Raw genomic sequence first — 19623 nt, 5'->3', positions numbered from 1 at the left:
CTAACGGTCATTCGCGGACTCCCGTCCGATTCGCCCGGAAGGCGGTCCGCTCTCGGCACTCTCCAAGGAAAACCATCCATGCGCGCACAAGTACAAGAAGTGGTCATCGTCAGCGGGGTACGCACGGCCATCGGCGATTTCGGCGGCAGCCTGAAGAGCCACCGTCCCAGCGAACTGGCCGGCCTGATGGTCGCTGAGGCGGTGCGCCGGGCGGGGATCGAGGCGGCCAGCGTCGGCCACTGCGTGTTCGGCAACGTCATCCATACCGAGCCGCTGGACATGTACCTGAGCCGGGTGGCGGCGCTGCGCGGCGGCCTGTCCGAGCAGACTCCGGCGCTGACCGTCAACCGCCTGTGTGGCAGCGGCCTGCAGGCGGTGATCGGCGCGGCCCAGCAGATCCAGCTCGGCCTCTGTGATACTGCAGTGGCCGGCGGCGCCGAATCGATGAGCCTCGCGCCCTACCACCTGCCCGCGGCACGCTTCGGCCAGCGGATGGGCGACGGGGTGACCGTCGATCCCATGGTCGGCGCCCTGACCTGCCCGATCAACCGCTATCACATGGGCGTGACCGCGGAAAACGTCGCCGAGAAGTACGGCATCACCCGCGCGCAGCAGGATGCGCTGGCCGTCGAGAGCCACAACCGCGCCCAGCGCGCCGTCGAGCAGGGCCGGTTCCGGGAGCAGATCCTGCCCCTCGAGCTGAAGAGCCGCAAAGGCACGACCCTGTTCGACACCGACGAGCACATCCGTCACGACTGCACCCTCGGCGACCTCGAGGGGCTGAAGCCGGTCTTCAAGAAGGAGGGCGGCACGGTCACCGCCGGCAACGCTTCCGGACTCAACGACGGCGCCGCCGCCCTGGTGCTGATGGCGCGCAGCAAGGCCGAAGCCGAGGGCCGTCAGGTTCTGGCCCGATTGGTCGATTACGCGGTGGTCGGCGTCGACCCCAGCCTCATGGGCATCGGCCCGGTCCCAGCCATCCGCCAGTTGCTCGAGCGCAACGGCCTGGGCGTCGGCGACATCGACGTCTACGAAGTCAACGAGGCCTTCGCCGCCCAGGCGCTGGCCGTCGCCCAGCAGCTGGAACTGCCGGGCGAGCGCCTCAACCCCAACGGCAGCGGCATCTCCCTGGGCCATCCGATCGGCGCCACCGGCGCCATCGTCACGGTGAAGGCGCTCTACGAGCTGGCCCGCCTCCAGGGCCGTTACGCCATCGTCAGCCTGTGCATCGGTGGCGGCCAGGGCATCGCGGTGCTGCTGCAGCGCGACTGACCGGCCGGGCGCGGTCCGGCGTGGCCGCGCCCACTTTCCGACTTTTTCGACCCGACTGTTGCTCCGCGGTGACGGTCCGGATGCGTGCGGCCTGCGTGGCCGATCGAGAACAACAAGGAGTTCACGGCATGTACAACGGCAAGGCGATGCGCCTCACGGCACTGGAGGCGGGACTGGTCGAGCTGACCCTCGACCTGCAGGGCTCCTCGGTCAACAAGCTGGACGGCCTGACCCTGGGTGAGCTGGCCGAGGTCGTCCGGCTGCTCGAGCGCCACGGTCACGAGATCAAGGGCCTGTTGATCGCTAGCGCCAAGCCGGCGTTCGTGGTCGGCGCCGACATCACCGAATTCACCGCGGCCTTTGCCCGCAGCGAGGGTGAGGTGGTGGAGTGGATCCGCCAGGGACAGCGGCTGTTCGGCGCTCTGGAGGCGCTGCCGTTCCCGACCGTGGCCGCGGTGAACGGCCTGGCGCTGGGCGGCGGCTGCGAGCTGGCGCTGGCCGCCGACTTCCGGGTCTTGGCCGCGGATGCCCGGATCGGCCTGCCGGAAGTGACCCTGGGCCTCTGCCCGGGCTGGGGCGGCACCGTGCGCCTGAGCCGGCTGATCGGCGCCGAGGCGGCGCTCGACTGGATGCTCGCCGGCAAGCCGCAGGCCGCGGCCCGGGCGCTGGAGCTGGGCGCCGTCGACCGGGTGGTCGCCGCCGGGGAACTGCGCGATGCCGCGCTGAACCTGCTGCATCTGGCGGCGAGCGGCGAGCTGTCGCTCAGCGCCCACCGCGTCCGCAAGCAGCAGCCCCTGGCCGACACCGCCGAGACGCGCGAGCGGCTGGCCGCTCTCCAGCAGCAGTTGGGCGGCAAGCTCGATCGTCACTATCCGGCGCCGGCGGCGATCCTCACTTCGCTCGTCCGGCACGCCACGCTGCCGCTGGACGAGGCGCTGGAGATCGAGGCGTGCACTTTCGCGGTCCTGGCCAAGTCCGATGTCGCCCGCGCCCTGATCGGCCTGTTCCTCGGCGACCAGTTGGTCAAGAAGAAAGCCAAGGCCTGGAGCGGCAAGGCCGCGCCGGTGCGCCGCAGCGCCGTGCTCGGCGCCGGTATCATGGGCGGCGGGGTGGCCTTCCAGTCGGCGTCCTCGGGGGTTCCCATCGTCATGAAGGACATCCGCGGCGAGGCGCTCGAGCTGGGCCTGAAGACCGCCGGCCAGCTGCTCGACCGGCAGATCGACAAGGGCCGGCTGGATGCGGCCGGCAAGCAGCGGGTGCTGGAGAACATCCAGCCGGCGCTGGACTACGAGGACTTCGCCGGGGTCGACCTGGTGGTCGAGGCGGTGGTCGAGAATCCCAGGATCAAGGCCGCCGTGCTGGCCGAGGTGGAAGACCGGGTGTCGATGGACACGGTGCTGACCTCCAATACCTCGACCATCTCCATCGACCTGCTGGCGCAGAGCCTCAAGCGGCCGGAAGCCTTCTGCGGCATGCACTTCTTCAACCCGGTGCAGCTGATGCAGCTGGTCGAGGTGATCCGCGGCAGCCGCAGCTCCGAGGCGACCATCGCCCGCACCGTGGCCTACGCCAGCGCCATGGGCAAGACCCCCATCGTAGTCGGCGACTGCCCGGGCTTTCTGGTCAACCGCGTGCTCTTCCCCTATTTCAACGGCTTCAACCGCCTGCTCAAGGACGGCGTCGATTTCGAGCGGATCGACCGGGTCATGGAGGCCTTCGGCTGGCCGATGGGACCGGCCTACCTGGCCGACGTGATCGGCATCGACACCATGGTCCATGCCGACCAGGTGCTGCAGGAAGGTTTCCCCGAGCGCATGGGCCACGACGGCGAGCCGATCATGGAGGCGCTGCTGGCCAGCGGCGCGCTCGGTCAGAAGAACGGCAGGGGCTTCTACGAGTACACCCAGGATGCTTCCGGACGGCGCAGCCGGCAGCCCGCGGCGGCCGCCCGCGCGCTGATTGCCGAGCGGGTGCTCGAGCGGGTCGAGGTCTCCGACGAGGAGATCGTCGACCGGCTGATGATCCCGCTGTGCCTGGAGGCGGTGCGCTGCCTGGAGGACGGCATCGTCGAGACGCCCGAGGAAATCGATATGGGGCTGCTGCTCGGCATCGGCTTCCCGCGCTTTCGCGGCGGCGCCCTGCGCTACATCGACACCCAGGGCCTGGCGGTCTTCGCCCGCAAGGCCGAGGCCCATGCCCGCCATGGCGGACTCTACTGCCTGACCGAGGATTTCCGCGCCCGTCTCGCGGCGGGGCGGAGCTACTTCTGAGCCTGTGTGCCGAAGGCGGCGCTCACCGAACAACAAGAGGAAAGAATCAATGAGTGACTATGTCCATCCCTACCGCGACACGGAATTCGTCCTGGGCGAGCTGGTCGAGCTGGAGCGCTTCTGCGCCGAGGCCGGGCTGAGCGACGTCAACGGCGAGCTGGTTTCCGCCATCCTGGCCGAGGCCGGCCGGCTCGGTTCCGAGGTGCTGGCACCGCTGAATGCCGTCGGCGATACCCAGGGCGCACGCCTGGGCGAGCGGGGCGTCGAGGAGACCCCCGGCTTCGCCGGCGCCTACGGCCAGTTCGTGGAGAGCGGCTGGCCGTCGCTGACCGCCGACGAGGCCTGGGGCGGGCAGAACCTGCCGAACGTGGTGGGCACCGCCGTCAACGAGATCTGGCACTCGGCGAACATGGCCTTCGCCCTCTGCCCGATGCTCACCCAGGGCGCCATCGAGGCCCTCGCCCACCATGCCTCGGCCGAGCTGCAGGCGGCCTACCTGCCGAAGCTGGTCAGCGGCGAGTGGACCGGCACCATGAACCTCACCGAGCCGGACGCCGGCTCAGACCTGGCGGCGATCAAGGCCAGGGCCGTGCCCAACGGCGACCACTACCTGATCAGCGGGCAGAAGATCTTCATCACCTGGGGCGACCACCAGATGACCGACAACGTCGTCCATCTGGTGCTGGCGCGGCTGCCGGACGCCCCCGCCGGGGTCAAGGGCATCTCCCTGTTCGTCGTGCCCAAGTTCCTGCTCGACGCGCAGGGCCGGCCGGGCGCGCGCAACGACGCCCAGTGCGTCTCCCTGGAGCACAAGCTGGGCATCCACGGCAGCCCGACCTGCGTGATGAGCTTCGGCGAGAAGGAGGGTGCGGTCGGCTACCTGGTCGGCGAGCCGCACAAGGGCCTGGCCTGCATGTTCACCATGATGAACCATGCCCGCCAGAGCGTCGGTCTGCAGGGCCTGTCGATTTCCGAGCGCGCCTACCAGCAGGCCCGCCAGTACGCCAAAGAACGTCTGCAGGGCACCCGCAAGGACGGCAGCCGCTTCCCGATCATCGAGTTCCCCGATGTGCGCCGCATGCTGCTGCAGATGAAGGCCTCCATCGAGGCGATGCGCGCCCTGGCGCTGGTCGCCGCCGCCGAGGTCGACCGCACCGCCCATGCGCCGGACCCGGCCGCTGCCGCACGTCACCAGGGTCGCGTGGACCTACTGACGCCGATCGTCAAGGGCTGGCTGACCGAGCTGGCCCAGGAGGTGACCTCCCTCGGCGTGCAGATCCACGGCGGCATGGGCTTCATTGAGGAGACCGGCGCCGCCCGCCACTACCGCGATGCGCGCATCCTGACCATCTACGAGGGCACCACCGGCATCCAGGCGCTCGACCTGGTGGGGCGCAAGACCCTGCTGAACAAGGGCGAACTGCTCGGCAGCCTGCTCGACGAGATCGGCGAAACTGTCGCCCGGCTGGAGAGTGCCGGCCCCTTCGCCGCCCAGGCCCGGGCGCTCGGCGAGGCGCTGGCTGCTGGCCGCGAGGCGCGCCGCCTGCTGTTGGACGGCGCAGAGGCCGATGCGGCCCTGGCCGGCAGCGTCAGCGTGAACTTCCTGATGCTGTTCGGCTACCTGTGCGGCGGCTGGCTGATGGCCCGTTCGGCGCTGCGCGCCCAGGCGTTGCTGGAGGCCGGCGGCGACCGCGCCTTCCTTGAGGCCAAGCTGGTCACCGCGCGCTTCTACGCCGAGCAGCTGCTGCCGCGCACCCAGGCCCTGCTGGCGGCGATCCGTGCCGGCAGCGCCAGCATCATGGCGCTGAGCGACGAGCAGTTCTGATTCCGCGCCACGGGAGCGGTGTTCCGTCCGGGCGCCGCTGAACGCGACAACAAGACAGAGGGCGGCCGAAGGCCGCCCCAGCGGGGACTTGCGCAATGAAAATACTGGTAACCGTCAAGCGGGTGATCGACTACAACGTCAAGGTGCGGGTGAAGGCCGACCAGAGCGACGTCGATCTGGCCAACGTCAAGATGGCCATGAACCCCTTCTGCGAGATCGCCGTGGAAGCGGCCGTGCGCCTCAAGGAGGCCGGCCTCGCCAGCGAGATCGTCGCCGTCTCGGTAGGCCCCACCGCCTGCCAGGAGCAGATCCGCACCGCCCTGGCCCTGGGGGCCGACCGCGGCATCCAGGTCGACACCGCCGAGCTACCCGAATCCCTGGTGGTGGCCAAGCTACTCGCCGCGGTGGTCGCGGCGGAGCAGCCCGACCTGGTGATCCTCGGCAAGCAGTCCATCGATGCCGACAACAACCAGACCGGGCAGATGCTCGCCGCCCTGCTGGACTGGCCGCAGGCCACCTTCGCCTCGGCGCTCGCCCTGCAGGAGGGCCGCCTCGAGGTCACCCGCGAGATCGACGGTGGCCTGCAGACCCTGTCGCTGGCCCTGCCGGCCATCGTCACCACCGACCTGCGCCTCAACGAGCCGCGCTACGCCTCCTTGCCGAACATCATGAAGGCCAAGAAGAAACCCCTGGAGGTCAAGACCCCCGCCGAACTCGGCGTGGCGCTCAAGGCCCACACCCGCCTGCTCAAGGTCGAGGCGCCGGCCGAGCGCCAGGGCGGCATCAAGGTCGGCAGCGTGAGCGAGCTGGTGGAAAAACTGAAGACCGAAGCGAAGGTGATCTGATGGCCATTCTTGTCATTGCCGAACACGACAACCGCACCCTCAAGGGCGCCACCCTGAACACCCTGGGCGCCGCGGCGCTGCTGGGCGAGGAGCTGCATCTGCTGGTCGCCGGCTTCTCCTGCGCGGCCGTCGTCGCCCAGGCCGCCGCCATTCCCGGGGTGAGCAAGGTGCTGGTCGCCGATGCCGCCGCCTACGAGCACCAGCTGGCGGAAAACCTCTCCCGGCTGGTCGCCGCGCTGGGCAAGACCTATTCGCATCTGCTCGCGCCGGCCGGCTCGGCCGGCAAGAACCTGATGCCGCGGGTCGCCGCGCTGCTCGATGTGGCCCAGCTCTCCGACATCGTCGGCGTCGTTTCGCCGAACACCTTCCTCCGGCCGATCTACGCCGGCAACGCCATCGCCACCGTGCAGTCGCTCGACCCGGTGGTGGTCGCCACGGTACGCGCCAGCGCCTTCGACCCGCTGCCGGCCGAGGGCGGCAGCGCCGTCGTCGAGCGCCTCGATGCCGTGCATGAGGCCGGCACCTCGCGCTTCGTCGGCGAGGAGCTGGCCAAGTCCGACCGCCCGGAACTGGGCAGCGCGCGCATCGTGGTATCGGGCGGCCGCGGGCTGGGCAGCGGCGAGAACTTCGCCCTGCTGGAGACGCTCGCCGACAAGCTGGGCGCCGCGGTCGGCGCCTCGCGGGCGGCGGTGGACGCCGGCTTCGTCGCCAACGACATGCAGGTCGGGCAGACCGGCAAGATCGTCGCGCCGGAGCTGTACATCGCCGTGGGCATCTCCGGCGCCATCCAGCATCTGGCTGGGATGAAGGATTCCAAGGTGATCGTGGCGATCAACAAGGATGCCGAGGCGCCGATCTTCCAGGTGGCCGACTACGGCCTGGTGGCGGACCTGTTCGAGGCGGTACCCGAGCTGGAACGGGCGCTTTGAGACGATTTCCGTAGGGTGGGAAACGGCCGCAGGCCTTTCCCACCAACAGCCTGGCCAAGGTGGGAAATCGCTGCGCGCGTTTCCCACGGGGTGGCCATCCACCCTACGACAACAACAAGCCTTTTGGCCTTTGATGTGGAGGAACGCGCCATGCGCGAAGCCATGGAATTCGACGTGGTCATCGTCGGCGCCGGCCCGGCGGGCCTGTCCGCCGCCTGCCGGCTGATGCAGCTGGCCGCCGAGCGGGAACGGCCGCTGGAGGTCTGCGTGGTGGAGAAGGGCTCCGAGGTCGGGGCGCACATCCTCTCCGGCGCGGTGTTCGAGTCGCGCGCCCTGGACGAGCTGTTCCCCGACTGGCAGGCCCTTGGCGCCCCGCTCAACACCCCGGTGACCGGCGACGAGGTCTACCTGCTGAAGGACGCCGAGCGAGCCGTGAAGCTGCCCGACGCGCTGCTGCCGAAAAGCCTGCACAACGCCGGCAACCACATCGTCAGCCTCGGCAACCTGGTGCGCTGGCTGGGCGAGCAGGCCGAGGCCCTCGGCGTGCAGGTGTTCCCCGGCTTCGCCGCCGCGGAAGTGCTCTACGACGAGAACGGCCGGGTCAGGGGCGTGGCCACCGGCGACATGGGCGTGGCCGCCGACGGCTCGCCCAAGGACGGCTTCATGCCGGGCATGGAACTGCACGCCCGCTACACCCTGTTCGCCGAAGGCTGCCGGGGACACCTGGGCAAGCAACTGAGCGAGCGCTTCGACCTGGCCCGTGACGCCGACCCGCAGCACTATGGCCTCGGCATCAAGGAACTGTGGGACATCGACCCGGCCCGCCACCGGCCCGGGTTGGTGATCCACGGCGCTGGCTGGCCGCTGGACAAGGACAGCGGCGGCGGCTTCTTCCTCTACCACGCGGAGAACCAGCAGGTCGTGGTCGGCCTGATCGTCGACCTGAACTACGCCAACCCCTGGCTCAGCCCCTTCGACGAGTTCCAGCGGCTCAAGCACCACCCCGTGCTGAAGCAGTACCTGGAGGGCGGCAAGCGGGTGTCCTACGGCGCGCGGGCCATCGCCAAGGGCGGCTTCAACGCCCTGCCGGAGATGGCCTTCCCCGGCGGCCTGCTGCTCGGTTGCGACGCCGGCACCCTGAACGTTTCCAAGATCAAGGGCAGCCACACGGCGATGAAGTCGGGGCTGCTGGCGGCGGAGACGGTGTTCGCCGCACTGGCCGAGGAACTGCCCGACAGCGCCTGGGCGCCGCGCTGGAAGGCGGCCTTCGAGGCGTCCTGGCTGCACGAGGAGCTGCAGCGCTCGCGCAACTTCGGCCCGGCACTGCACCGGCTCGGGCCGCTGGCCGGCGGCGCCTTCAACTTCGTCGAGCAGAATGTCTTCGCCGGCCGGCTGCCGATCACCCTGCACGACCGCGAGGCCGACCACGCCCGCCTGCGTCCGGCAGCGGACTGCGCGCCCATCGTCTATCCGAGGCCGGACGGCGTGCTGAGCTTCGACAAGCCCGCCTCGGTGTTCCTCTCCAACACCAACCATGCCGAGAACCAGCCCTGCCATCTGGTCCTCAAGGACCGGGCGCTGCCGCTGCGCGAGAACCTGCCGCGCTACGCCGAGCCGGCGCAGCGCTACTGCCCGGCCGGGGTGTACGAGGTGCTGGAGGCGGAGCAGGGCGAGCCGCGCCTGCAGATCAATGCGCAGAACTGCCTGCACTGCAAGACCTGCGACATCAAGGACCCGTCGCAGAACATCGTCTGGGTGGCGCCCGAGGGCGGCGGCGGACCCAATTACCCGAACATGTAGGGCGCATCGGCGCCGCGCATGGCCGTTTTCGCAAGACCTCGATGCTTCCCGGCAGGCCTGCCGGGAGGCCGAGGCCCTCTCTTCGAATAATTACAATCCTCCGAGGTTTCCCATGTATTCCGAGCGTATTCGCCTGGCTTCCCTGCATGACCGAGTCCTGAGCGCGGCCGAAGCGGCGGCATTGATCGAGGACGGCATGACCGTCGGCATCAGCGGTTTCGGCTGTGCCGGCGACGCCAAGGCCGTGCCCTTCGCCCTGGCCGAGCGCGCCCAGCGCGAGCCGGTGCGCATCAGCCTGGTCACCGGCGCCAGCATCGGCAACGGCCTCGACCGGGTGCTGGCCGAGTCCGGTGCGCTGGTCCGGCGCATGCCGTTCCAGGCCGACGCGGCCCTGCGCAAGGCGATCAACGACGGCAAGGTGATGTTCGTCGACCAGCACCTGTCCGAGACCGTCGAGCAGATGCGCAGCCATCAGCTCAAGCGGCCGGACGTCGCGATCATCGAGGCGGTCGCCATTACCGAGCAGGGCCACATCGTGCCGACCGCCTCGGTGGGCAACTCGGCCAGCCTGGCGCTGTTCGCCGACCGGGTGATCGTCGAGATCAGCCTGCGCTACGGCGCCAACCTGGAAGGCCTGCACGACATCTACATCCCCGCCGACCGGCCGGGGCGCCAGCCGATTCCCTTGGTCAGCCCGGACCAGCGCATCGGCGTCACGGCCATTCCGGTCGACCCGGCGCGGATCGCCGCCATCGTCGTCAGCGACTACAGCGACTCGCCGTCCGCCGTGCAGCCGGCGGACGCGGAGACCCAGGCGATCGCCGACCACCTGATCGACTTCTTCGCCCGGGAAGTGGAGGAGGGGCGCCTGCCGCGCAACCTGGGCCCGCTGCAGGTCGGCGTCGGCTCCATCGCCAATGCGGTGATGGCCGGCCTGATCGACGCGCCCTTCGAGAACCTCTGCATGTACTCCGAGGTGCTGCAGGACTCGACCTTCGAACTGTTCGACGCCGGCAAGCTGGACTTCGCCTCCGGTAGCGCCATCGTGCTCTCGGCGGCCCGCGGTGCCCAGGTGTTCGGCGACTTCGAGCGCTACAAGGAGCGTCTGGTGCTGCGCCCGCAGGAGATCTCCAACCACCCCGAGGTATCGCGCCGGCTCGGCATCATCGGCATCAACACCGCCCTGGAGTTCGATATCTACGGCAACGTCAACTCCACCCACGTCGGCGGCACGCGGATGATGAACGGCATCGGCGGCTCCGGCGACTTCGCCCGCAGCGCCCACACCTCGATCTTCGTCACCAAGTCGATCGCCAAGGACGGGGCCATCTCCAGCGTGGTGCCGATGGTCGGCCACGTCGACCACACCGAGCACGACGTCGACATCCTGGTCACCGAGCAGGGCCTGGCCGACCTGCGCGGCCTGGCGCCGCGCGAGCGGGCGCGGGCGATCATCGACAACTGCGTGCACCCCGAGTACCGCGCGGCGCTGGAGGACTACTTCGCGCGCGCCTGCGCCAAGGGTGGGCAGACCCCGCACCTCTTGGGCGAGGCGCTGTCCTGGCACCTCAACCTGGAAGAGCGTGGCCACATGCTGGCAGCTCGCTGAGCGACGCCCTTTACGCTCCACCGATCCGACCGCGGCCCGTGGATCCCTCCAGGCTGCGGTCGGCGTCGGTGTCTTGGCCGGATCGGGAGTTTTCCCGGTCCGGCTTTTTTCATTGCCGTCGTCCATTGCGCAGGCTCGCCGTGCAAGAGGCGTGACAGCATCGACGTCTGCCGCAACATGGCGCCGGGCGGACAGGCGGGCAGGCGCGTTCCTGACTGGCCGGTGAGGCTTTCATGCTTTGGTCTAGTGGGGAGGGCTGGTGAAACTTTGTATAAGCCCCAGCGACGGTAAGTAATATCCCCGTAATTCCTCTTTCTAATAACTACAATCTTCGAGGTTTCCTCCCATGTATTCCGAGCGTATCCGCTTGGCTTCCCTGCATGACAAGATCGTGAGCGCAGCCGAAGCCGCTTCCCTGATTCAGAATGGCATGACTGTCGGCATGAGCGGTTTCGCCTGCGCCGGCGACGCCAAGGCCGTGCCCTTCGCCCTGGTCGAGCGCGCCGGCCGCGAGCCGTTCAGCATCAGCCTGGTCACCGGCGCCAGCATCGGCAACGGCCTCGACCGGCTGATGGCCGAGTCCGGCGTAGTGGCCCGGCGCATGCCGTTCCAGGCCGACGCGGCCCTGCGCAAGGCGATCAACGACGGCAAGGTGATGTTCATCGACCAGCACCTCTCCGAGACCGTCGAGCAGATGCGCAGCCATCAGCTCAAGCGGCCGGACGTCACCGTGGTCGAGGCGGTGGCGATCACCGAGGAAGGGCATATCGTGCCGACCGCTTCGGTGGGCAATTCGGCCAGCCTGGCGCTGTTCGCCGACCGGGTGATCGTCGAGATCAGCCTGCGCTACGGCGCCAATCTGGAAGGCCTGCACGACATCTACATCCCCGCCGACCGCCCGGCGCGCGCGCCGATTCCGCTGACGCGTTCGGACGAGCGCATCGGCTGCACGGCGATCCCGGTCGATCCGGACCGCATCGCCGCCATCGTCATCAGCGACTACAGCGATTCGCCGTCCAACGTACTGCCGCCGGACTGCGAGACCCAGGCGATCGCCGACCACCTGATCGGCTTCTTCGTCAACGAGGTAGAGCAGGGGCGCCTGCCGTGCAACCTGGGTCCGCTGCAGGTCGGTGTCGGCTCCATCGCCAACGCGGTGATGGCCGGCCTGGTCGACGCGCCCTTCGAGCACCTCAGCATGTACTCCGAGGTGCTGCAGGACTCCACCTTCGAACTGTTCGACGCCGGCAAGCTGGATTTCGCCTCGGGCAGCTCGATCGTCCTCTCGGCGGCCCGCGGCGCCCAGGTGTTCGGCGATTTCGAGCGCTACAAGGAGCGCCTGGTGCTGCGCCCGCAGGAGATCTCCAACCATCCGGAAGTGGCCCGCCGGCTCGGCATCATCGGCATCAACACCGCCCTGGAGTTCGACATCTACGGCAACGTCAACTCCACCCATGTGAGCGGCACGCGGATGATGAACGGCATCGGCGGTTCCGGCGACTTCGCCCGCAACGCCCAGCTGGCGATCTTCGTCACCAAGTCCATCGCCAAGGACGGGGCCATCTCCAGCGTGGTGCCGATGGTCAGCCACGTCGACCATACCGAGCACGACGTCGACATCCTGGTCACCGAGCAGGGCCTGGCCGACCTGCGCGGCCTGGCGCCGCGCGAGCGGGCGCGGGCGATCATCGACAACTGCGTGCACCCCGAGTACCGCGCGGCGCTGGAGGACTACTTCGTGCGCGCCTGCGAGCGCGGCGGGCAGACTCCGCACGTGCTGGAGGAAGCCCTGTCCTGGCACATCAACCAGGAGCGGCGCGGCCACATGCTGGCGGCCGGCTGAGGGGCGGGGCTGGAGGCCGTCGTGGCCTCCAGCCCGGATCGCCGGGCGATCTGTGCTACCGTTGCGCGCTTTCGAACCGTCGAACGCGAGGCGTCATGGACAACCGGGCCGGCGAGATGCAGATATTCGTCCGCGTGGTGGAGACCGGCAGCTTTTCCGAGGCCGCCCGCCAGTTGCTGGCCAGCCCTTCGACCATCAGCAAGCTGGTCCTGCGCATCGAGCAGCGCCTCGGCGTGCGCCTGTTCGAGCGCTCCACCCGCCGGCTGGCGCTGACCGACGAGGGACGCCTCTACTACGAGCGCAGCCAGGCGCTGCTCGCCGAACTGGACGACATCGAGCAGGCGCTCGCCGGGGGCGCGCGCCATGCCCGCGGCACCGTGCGGGTCAACGCCTCGGTGGGCTTCGGCACCTGGGCCATCGAGCCGCTGCTGCCGGCCTTTTGGGAAGCCCACCCGGACATCCTGGTGGACCTGTCGCTGTCCGACGATCTCGTCGATCTCTACCTGGAACGCACCGATATCGCCTTTCGCATCGGCGTGCTGGGCGATTCGACCCTGCGCGCCCGCAAGATCGGTGTCGCCCGGCGCCGGATGGTCGCCGCCCCGGCCTATCTGGAGCGGCATGGCGTGCCCGAGCGCATCGAGGATCTCGACCGGCACAACTGCCTGGGTTTCAACTTTCGCCGCGCCCGCCCGGTCTGGCCGCTGCGCCAGGGCGGGCGTATCGTCGACCGCATGGTGCGCGGCAATCTGCTGGCCAACAACGGCGAAACGGTGCGCCGCCTGGCCATCGCCGGGGCCGGCATCGCCCGCTTGGCCGACTTCCACGTCGACCGCGATATCGCCGCCGGCCGGCTGGTCGAGGTGCTCGCCGAGAGCGGCCACGACTGCGAGGAGGTCCATGCGCTCTATCCGGGCGGGCGGCATGTGCCCCAACGGGTGCGGGCGTTCCTCGATTTCATGGTCCCGCGCCTGCAGGCGTTCATGAAGCGCCCGTAACGGGTGGGTCAGCGCCCCTCGACCAGCGCCTTCAGCCGCTCCAGCCCGGCGTGATAGAAGCCCTCGAAGTCCGCGGCGATCGCCACTGCGTCGACACCGTGGCTGCGGAAGCGGCTGGACCAGACCGCCTGTACACCGCCAGTGCCGTCGTCGCGCACCGCCACCTGCCCGACGTACTCGGACACCGGGAAGGGGCTTTCGAGCAGTGCGTAGCTGTACTGGCGCTCGCTGTCGCTGAACTCCAGCAGGCGCTCGACGATGACCTCGCCGTCGACCGTCTCCAGGCGACGCACGCGACCGCCGTCCTCGAGCCGGCTGCTGGCGATCGCTCCTACCCAGCGCGGCAGGAAGTCGAAGCCGCCGAGGATCGACCAGACTTCTTCGGCCGGGCGGGCGATGCTTACGGAGACGCTTATTTCGATCATGTCTTTCGGTTCCTTTTACGTGGACGAGGATCATGCAGCGCTGGGCGGCATCCCTGCAGCCTGGCGGCGGTACGAATGGCCTGGCGTGCCGGTGCGTTGATCATAGCGGGCGGTACGGGCCGCCGACAGCCGAACATGGAACGGCCGTATCTTCTGGGGCCTGTCGGGAAGGTTCGTGGCCGAACCCCGGCGCGCTCGGCGGCCAGCCGGCCAGCCAGCCGCTGGCTATGCTGGGAGTCAGGCGTGACTGCCACGCCGACGGCGCCGGGATGGGCGCTGGATGGCCTGGCCGCGTCGCCGGAGCCTTCACTCAACGGAGCGGGAAGAGCCGATGACTTCGCTCGAAACCATGGTGCTTCTGATCGCAGCCGGCTTCCTGCTGCTCGGTGTCGGCTTCGCCAACCGCGCCGAGGGCTGGGGCGTCGCGCTGATCGCCCTCGGCTGGCTGTGCATGCTGTCGACCGTGGCCTACAAGATGTACGTCACCTTCGGCTGAGCGGATTCAATCGGCGTCGCGGATGCTCAGGATGACGGTTTCGCTGACCCGCATCCGCCTGCCGTAGCGCTCGAATTCGTAGAAGCCGGCTGCCTCGTCGTATGCCGGCGTATCCGTGGTCTTGAGCTGGCGCCCGTCCTTGAGGGTGACGATGGCCGGGCCGGAGCAGCCGACCAGCCCGATGGCGGACAACAGCAGGGCGGCGCCGAGGACGTTGCGTGTTTTCATGACGATGCACCTTGGGCAGTGACGTATGAAGGGGGCGATGCGCCCCGGTGGGTTGCTGTCCTGCTTCCAGTCTATCCGCGAATGCACCGTCCGCCGGCGTGGGAGGCTGTTGTCCGCTATTGCAGCGACTTGCGCAGGCGCGCCAGGGCGGCGGCGAAGAACAGGCCGCCGATCACCAGGATCGCCAGCAGCGACGGCCAGACGATGGCCAGCTCCGCGCCGCGGAAGAACACGGCCTGGACCAGCTTGAGGAAGTGGGTGGTGGGGGCGACCAGCATGATGTCCTGCACTGCCTCGGGCATGCTCTCGCGCGGGGTCCGGCCGCCGGAGAGGATCTGCAGCGGGATCAGCGTGAGGATGATCAGCAGCCCCAGTTGCGGCATGGAGCGGGCCAGGGTGCCGAAGAAGATGCCCATCGAGGTGACGGCAAACAGATGCAGCACGGTGGCGGCGAGAAACAGCGCCATCGAGCCCTGCAGCGGCACCTCCAGCCAGCGGCGGACGACCAGCTGCAGGGAGAGGATCGAGGCGACCAGCACCACCGCGCCCATGGACCAGACCTTGGCCAGCATGATCTCCAGCGGGGTGACCGGCATCGCCAGCAGGTGTTCGATGGTGCCGTGCTCGCGCTCGCGGATCAGCGCCGCGCCGGTGAGGATGATCGCCAGCATGGTGATCTGGTTGGCCACCTCGTTCAGCGCGCCGAACCAGGCGCTCACCAGGTTGGGGTTGTATTCCGTGCGCACCACCGCGTCGATCGGCGGAGTCTCGACGCGGCGGTAGCGGCGGACGAATTCGCCGACCTCCTCGGCGACGATCTGCTGGATGTGCCCGGCGCCGGTGAAGGCCTGGCTGACCTGGGTGGCGTCGACGTTGAGCTGGATGGTCGGGCTGTGCCCGGCCAGCAGATCCTGCTGGAAGTTCGGCGGGATGTTCAGGGTGAAGGTGTAGCGCCCGGCGTCCATGCCGCTGTCCATCGCGGCGCTGTCGATGTACTGCGGCGGCAGGAAGTAGGGTTCCCGGAAGGCGTCGACGATGCGGTGGGAAGCCTGCGAGCGGTCCTCGTCGACCACCGCCAGGGTGGCGCGATAGAGGGGCTCCGGCAGGCTGGTGGCGCTGGAGTACACGCCCAGGGTGAAGGAGTAGAGGATCAGCAGCAGCAGCGCCGGGTCGCGGTACAGGCTGCGCAGTTCCTTGATGCCGAGCTGCAGGATGTTGGAGAGCTTGCGCACGTCACTTCTCCTGTTTGCGCAGGCCCGCGACGCTGACCAGGGTCAGCAGCGGAATGGCCAGCAGCAGGGGAACGAAGTAGGGCCAGAGGTCCGTCAGGCCCAGGGCCTTGTTGAACACGCCGCGGCTGATGGTGATGAAGTGGGTGGTCGGATAGAGCTGGCCGATCAGTGCACCCGGTCCCTCCATGGACGACACCGGCTGGAACAGCCCGGAGAACTGGATGGCCGGCAGCAGGGTGGCGATGGTGGTGCCGAAGACGGCGGCGATCTGGCTCCTCAGCACCGAGGACATCAACAGGCCCAGGCCGGTCGAGCAGATCACGTAGAGCAGCGCGCCGATGGCCAGGGCCGGCAGGCTGCCGGTGAGCGGCACGCCGAAGAACAGGGTGGCGAGCGCCACCAGCATGGCGAAATTGAGCATGCCGAGGCCGATGTAGGGCAGCTGCTTGCCGAGCAGGAATTCCAGGCGGGTCACCGGCGTGACGTAGAAGTTGGTGATCGAGCCCAGCTCCTTCTCGCGCACCACGCCGAGGGCGGTGAGCATCGCCGGGATCATCATCAGGAGGATCGGGATCATCGTCGGCACCATGGCCGGCAGGCTCTGCACGTCGGGGTTGTAGCGGTAGCGCACGGCGACCTCCGCCAGGGCACCGTCGACGCCCTGGGGCGACTCGCGGGCCAGGCGCTGCAGGAAATTGCCGTGGATGCCCTGCACGTAGCCCTTGATGGTGTCGGCGCGGGTCGGCATGGCGCCGTCGACCCAGAAGGCCACCTGCGGCCGGGCGCCGCGCTTGAGGTCACGGGCGAAGTTCGGCGGGATCTCGATCGCCAGGCTGACCTCGCCGCTGCGCATGCGCCGCTCGAGCTCGCCGTAGTCGCTCAGCGGCGGCTTCTCGATGAAATAGCGCGAGCCGGACACGTCCAGCACGTAGCTCTGGCTGGTGGTGGTCTGGTCGTGGTCGAGCACGGCGAAGGTCAGGTGCTCCACGTCCATGTTGATGCCGTAGCCCATGATGAACATCAGGAACGCCGTGCCGAGGAAGGCGAGGGTGGCGCGGATCGGGTCGCGGCGCAGCTCCATGGTCTCGCGCCGGCTGTAGCTGAGCAGGCGGCGCAGGCTGAAGCGCGGCGGGGCGGCGCCGTTGCGGGCGGGCGTCTCCGCCGGGGCGGGCGCGGGCGGTGCTGCCGGAGCGGTGGCGTCGCCGGCCTCCTCGAGGTAGGCGATGAAGGTTTCCTCGAGGCTCGGCAGGCCGCGTTTCTCCATTAGCGCCTGCGGCCTGTCGCTGTCCAGCACCTTGCCGGCGTGCATCAGCGAGATGCGGTCGCAGCGCAGCGCCTCGTTCATGAAGTGGGTGGAGATGAAGATGGTCACCCCTTCCTCGCGGGACAGCTGGATCAGGAGTTCCCAGATGCCGTCGCGGGCGATGGGATCGACCCCCGAGGTGGGCTCGTCGAGGATCAGCAGTTCGGGACGGTGAATCACCGCCACGGCCAGCGACAGGCGCTGGCGGATGCCCATCGGCAGGTCGCCCGGCAGGTTGTCGAGTTCGCCGGCGAGGGCGAAGCGCTCGACCATCGCGGCGATGCGCGCCTCCCGTTCGGCGGCCGGGACGTGGAACAGCCGGGCGTGCAGGTCGAGGTTCTGCCGCACGGAGAGCTCGTTGTAGAGGGAGAAGGCCTGCGACATGTAGCCGACCCGCTGGCGCACCTGCAGATCCTTGGCGTCCACCGGCCGGCCGAACAGCAGCGCCTCGCCCTCGCTGGCCGGCAAGAGGCCGGTGAGCATCTTCATGGTGGTGGTCTTGCCGCAGCCGTTGGAGCCGAGGAAGCCGAAGATTTCCCCGCGCTCGATGCGAAAGCTCACCTGGTCGACCGCGACGAAATCGCCGAAGCGCATGGTCAGCCCGTGGGCCTCGATGGCCACCTCGGCGCTGGGGCTACGCGGCGGGATGACCAGCGCGCGGTGGCCGCGGCGCCGCTCTTCCGGCAGCAGGGCGATGAAGGCCTCTTCCAGGCTGGCACTCCCGGTGCGCGCCAGCAGCTCGGCCGGCGCGCCGCTGGCCAGCACCCGGCCGCCGTCCATCGCCGCCAGCCAGTCGAAGCGCTGCGCCTCGTCCATGTAGGCGGTGGCGACCAGCACGCTCATCCCCGGGCGGTGGCGGCGGATACGCTCGATCAGCTCCCAGAACTGGTTGCGCGACAGCGGGTCGACGCCGGTGGTCGGCTCGTCGAGGATCAACAGGTCGGGATCGTGGAGCAGCGCACAGCACAGCCCGAGCTTCTGCTTCATGCCGCCGGAGAGCTTGCCCGCCGGGCGCTCGACGAAGGGGGCGAGGCCGGTGCTGTGCACCAGGTCGGCGATGCGCGAGCGGCGCCCGGCGGCCGCCTGGCCGAACAGGCGGCCGAAGAACTCCAGGTTCTCGAACACGGTCAGCGTCGGGTAGAGGTTCTTGCCCAGGCCCTGGGGCATGTAGGCGATGCGCGGGCAGACCATGCGGCGGTGGGCGGCATTGGCCATGTCGCCGCCCAGCACCCGCACGCTGCCGTCCTGGATCTGCCGGGCGCCGGCGAGCAGCGCCAGCAGGCTGGACTTGCCGACGCCGTCCGGGCCGATCAGCCCGGCCATGCCGCCGGCCGGGATCTCCAGGTCGAGTGCGTCGAGGGCACGGGTCCGGCCGTAGCGCAGGCCGACCCCGGCAAGCTGCGCGACGGCGCTCATGGGTTCACGTTGACCTGCAGGTGGGCGGGCCATTCGCGCGCCGGGTCGAGCTTCACGTAGGCGCGGCCCGGCAGGCCGGTCTTGACGTGCTCGAGATGCCTTTCCAGAAGCTGCGGGTCGATCCGCGCCTTGATGCGGAACATCAGCTTCTCCCGCTCGCTCTCGGTTTCCACGGTCTTGGGGGTGAACTGGGCGACGCTGGCAACGTAGCTGATCCGCGCCGGGATCACATAGTCCGGCGCGGCGTCCACCACCAGGTGGGCATCGCTGCCCAGGGCCACCCGGCCGGCCTCGCGGGTGGGCAGGAAGAAGGTCATGTAGACGTCGGTCAGGTCGATCAGGTTGAGCACCTTGCCGCCGGCGGCGAGCACCTCGCCCGGCTCGGCCACGCGGTACTGCACGCGGGCCAGGCGGTCGGTCTTCAACTGGCTGTCGTCGATGTCCGCCTGCAGGCGCCTGACCGTCGCTCTGGCGGCCTCCAGGGTGGATTCGGCCTCGATCACCTCGGATTCGGCGGCCTTGACCGCCGCGTCGGCCGACAGCACCTGGGCGCGTGCCGTGGCCACCGCCGCCTGGGCGCTCAGCATGTTGGCGCGGTCGTCGTCGAGCTGCTGGCGCGACACGGCGTTGCGCTTGACCAGCGCATCGGTGCGCTGGAAGTGCTTTTCCGCCGCGACCAGCTCGGCCTGTCTCTGCAGCACGACGGATGCGCTGGCAGCGTGTTCGCTCTGGCGTTGGGCGACCCGCGCGCGGGCGGTCAGGATCGCGTTCTCGGCCTTGTTCACCTGGGCCCGGGCTTCGCTCAGCTGGGCCTCCAGCACCTGGGTGTCCATGCGCGCCAGGATCTGGCCCGGCTGGACGAAGTCGCCCTCGTCCACGGTGATTTCCGCGATGCGCCCGGACAGCTTGGTCGCCACGTCGATTTCGGTCGCCTCGATGCGTCCGTTGCCGCTGGCGAAGCCCTCGCCGAGGCCCGTCGGGCGCAGTTCCAGCCAGGCCAGGCCGGCGATGCCGGCCAGCAGAATGGCGGCCAGCAGGCTCCGGACGAGGCGTTTCTTGCCTTGCTGTTTCATGAAGGTGCATTCCTGACTACATGGGAGGCGCCCGGGGGGCTGGTCGGCGGACGTGCGTG

General features: G+C 69.2%; 15 protein-coding genes. 10 read left to right on the top strand and 5 right to left on the bottom strand.

Features of this window, described 5'->3' with window-relative positions:
• The first annotated feature begins 78 nt into the window (after window positions 1-78).
• The 9 genes from bktB (at window position 79) to Atro_RS06035 (ending at window position 13391) form a co-directional block, all read left to right on the top strand.
• The gene (gene bktB, locus Atro_RS06075; protein WP_497926863.1) at window positions 79-1272 is read left to right on the top strand and encodes a beta-ketothiolase BktB; all 1194 of its coding nucleotides are present in this window, start codon (window positions 79-81) and stop codon (window positions 1270-1272) included.
• A gap of 128 nt (window positions 1273-1400) precedes the next feature.
• Window positions 1401-3542: a fatty acid oxidation complex subunit alpha FadB gene (gene fadB, locus Atro_RS06070; protein ID WP_497926862.1), complete on the top strand. Its 2142-nt coding sequence runs from the start codon at window positions 1401-1403 to the stop codon at window positions 3540-3542.
• Between the two features lie 49 nt (window positions 3543-3591).
• Entirely contained in the window at window positions 3592-5367 is a 1776-nt protein-coding gene (locus Atro_RS06065) for an acyl-CoA dehydrogenase family protein (protein WP_497926861.1), read from the top strand.
• A gap of 95 nt (window positions 5368-5462) precedes the next feature.
• Window positions 5463-6212, top strand: a complete 750-nt coding sequence (locus tag Atro_RS06060; RefSeq protein ID WP_497926860.1) for an electron transfer flavoprotein subunit beta/FixA family protein — start codon at window positions 5463-5465, stop codon at window positions 6210-6212.
• The gene (locus Atro_RS06055) at window positions 6212-7141 is read left to right on the top strand and encodes an electron transfer flavoprotein subunit alpha/FixB family protein (RefSeq protein ID WP_497926859.1); all 930 of its coding nucleotides are present in this window, start codon (window positions 6212-6214) and stop codon (window positions 7139-7141) included. Before Atro_RS06060 ends, Atro_RS06055 begins: the two co-directional genes overlap by 1 nt.
• 150 nt (window positions 7142-7291) lie before the next feature.
• Window positions 7292-8941: an electron transfer flavoprotein-ubiquinone oxidoreductase gene (locus tag Atro_RS06050; RefSeq protein WP_497926858.1), complete on the top strand. Its 1650-nt coding sequence runs from the start codon at window positions 7292-7294 to the stop codon at window positions 8939-8941.
• 112 nt (window positions 8942-9053) lie between these two features.
• Complete coding sequence (gene scpC / locus Atro_RS06045; RefSeq protein ID WP_497926857.1) at window positions 9054-10550, top strand: succinyl-CoA:acetate CoA-transferase ScpC; 1497 nt, start codon at window positions 9054-9056, stop codon at window positions 10548-10550.
• Window positions 10551-10896: 346 nt separating this feature from the next.
• Entirely contained in the window at window positions 10897-12393 is a 1497-nt protein-coding gene (gene scpC, locus Atro_RS06040; protein WP_497926856.1) for a succinyl-CoA:acetate CoA-transferase ScpC, read from the top strand.
• Between the two features lie 95 nt (window positions 12394-12488).
• Window positions 12489-13391 (top strand): LysR family transcriptional regulator, encoded by a 903-nt coding sequence (locus tag Atro_RS06035; protein WP_497926855.1) that lies wholly within the window; start codon window positions 12489-12491, stop codon window positions 13389-13391.
• An 8-nt stretch (window positions 13392-13399) separates the two neighbouring features.
• Here Atro_RS06035 and Atro_RS06030 read toward each other — a convergent pair whose 3' ends face one another.
• The gene (locus Atro_RS06030) at window positions 13400-13816 is read right to left on the bottom strand and encodes an SRPBCC family protein (protein ID WP_497926854.1); all 417 of its coding nucleotides are present in this window, start codon (window positions 13814-13816) and stop codon (window positions 13400-13402) included.
• A gap of 331 nt (window positions 13817-14147) precedes the next feature.
• On the opposite strand from Atro_RS06030, the gene Atro_RS06025 reads away from it, so the two are divergent.
• On the top strand, window positions 14148-14312 hold the full coding sequence (locus Atro_RS06025) for a hypothetical protein (RefSeq protein WP_497926853.1): 165 nt from the start codon (window positions 14148-14150) through the stop codon (window positions 14310-14312).
• 6 nt (window positions 14313-14318) lie between these two features.
• Here the strand turns inward: Atro_RS06025 and Atro_RS06020 are convergent, their stop codons facing one another.
• The 4 genes from Atro_RS06020 to Atro_RS06005 form a co-directional block, all read right to left on the bottom strand.
• Entirely contained in the window at window positions 14319-14540 is a 222-nt protein-coding gene (locus Atro_RS06020; protein ID WP_497926852.1) for a YgdI/YgdR family lipoprotein, read from the bottom strand.
• 116 nt (window positions 14541-14656) lie between these two features.
• On the bottom strand, window positions 14657-15772 hold the full coding sequence (locus tag Atro_RS06015) for an ABC transporter permease (protein WP_497926851.1): 1116 nt from the start codon (window positions 15770-15772) through the stop codon (window positions 14657-14659).
• Between the two features lies 1 nt (window position 15773).
• On the bottom strand, window positions 15774-18491 hold the full coding sequence (gene rbbA / locus Atro_RS06010) for a ribosome-associated ATPase/putative transporter RbbA (protein WP_497926850.1): 2718 nt from the start codon (window positions 18489-18491) through the stop codon (window positions 15774-15776).
• Complete coding sequence (locus Atro_RS06005; RefSeq protein ID WP_497926849.1) at window positions 18488-19564, bottom strand: HlyD family secretion protein; 1077 nt, start codon at window positions 19562-19564, stop codon at window positions 18488-18490. The genes rbbA and Atro_RS06005 overlap by 4 nt, the downstream gene beginning before the upstream one ends.
• Between the last annotated feature and the right edge of the window lie 59 nt (window positions 19565-19623).

The organism is Azotobacter tropicalis, assembly GCF_059739045.1.
The sequence above is the reverse complement of the archived record's forward strand: the minus strand, read 5'-3'. Positions and strand labels throughout refer to the sequence as shown.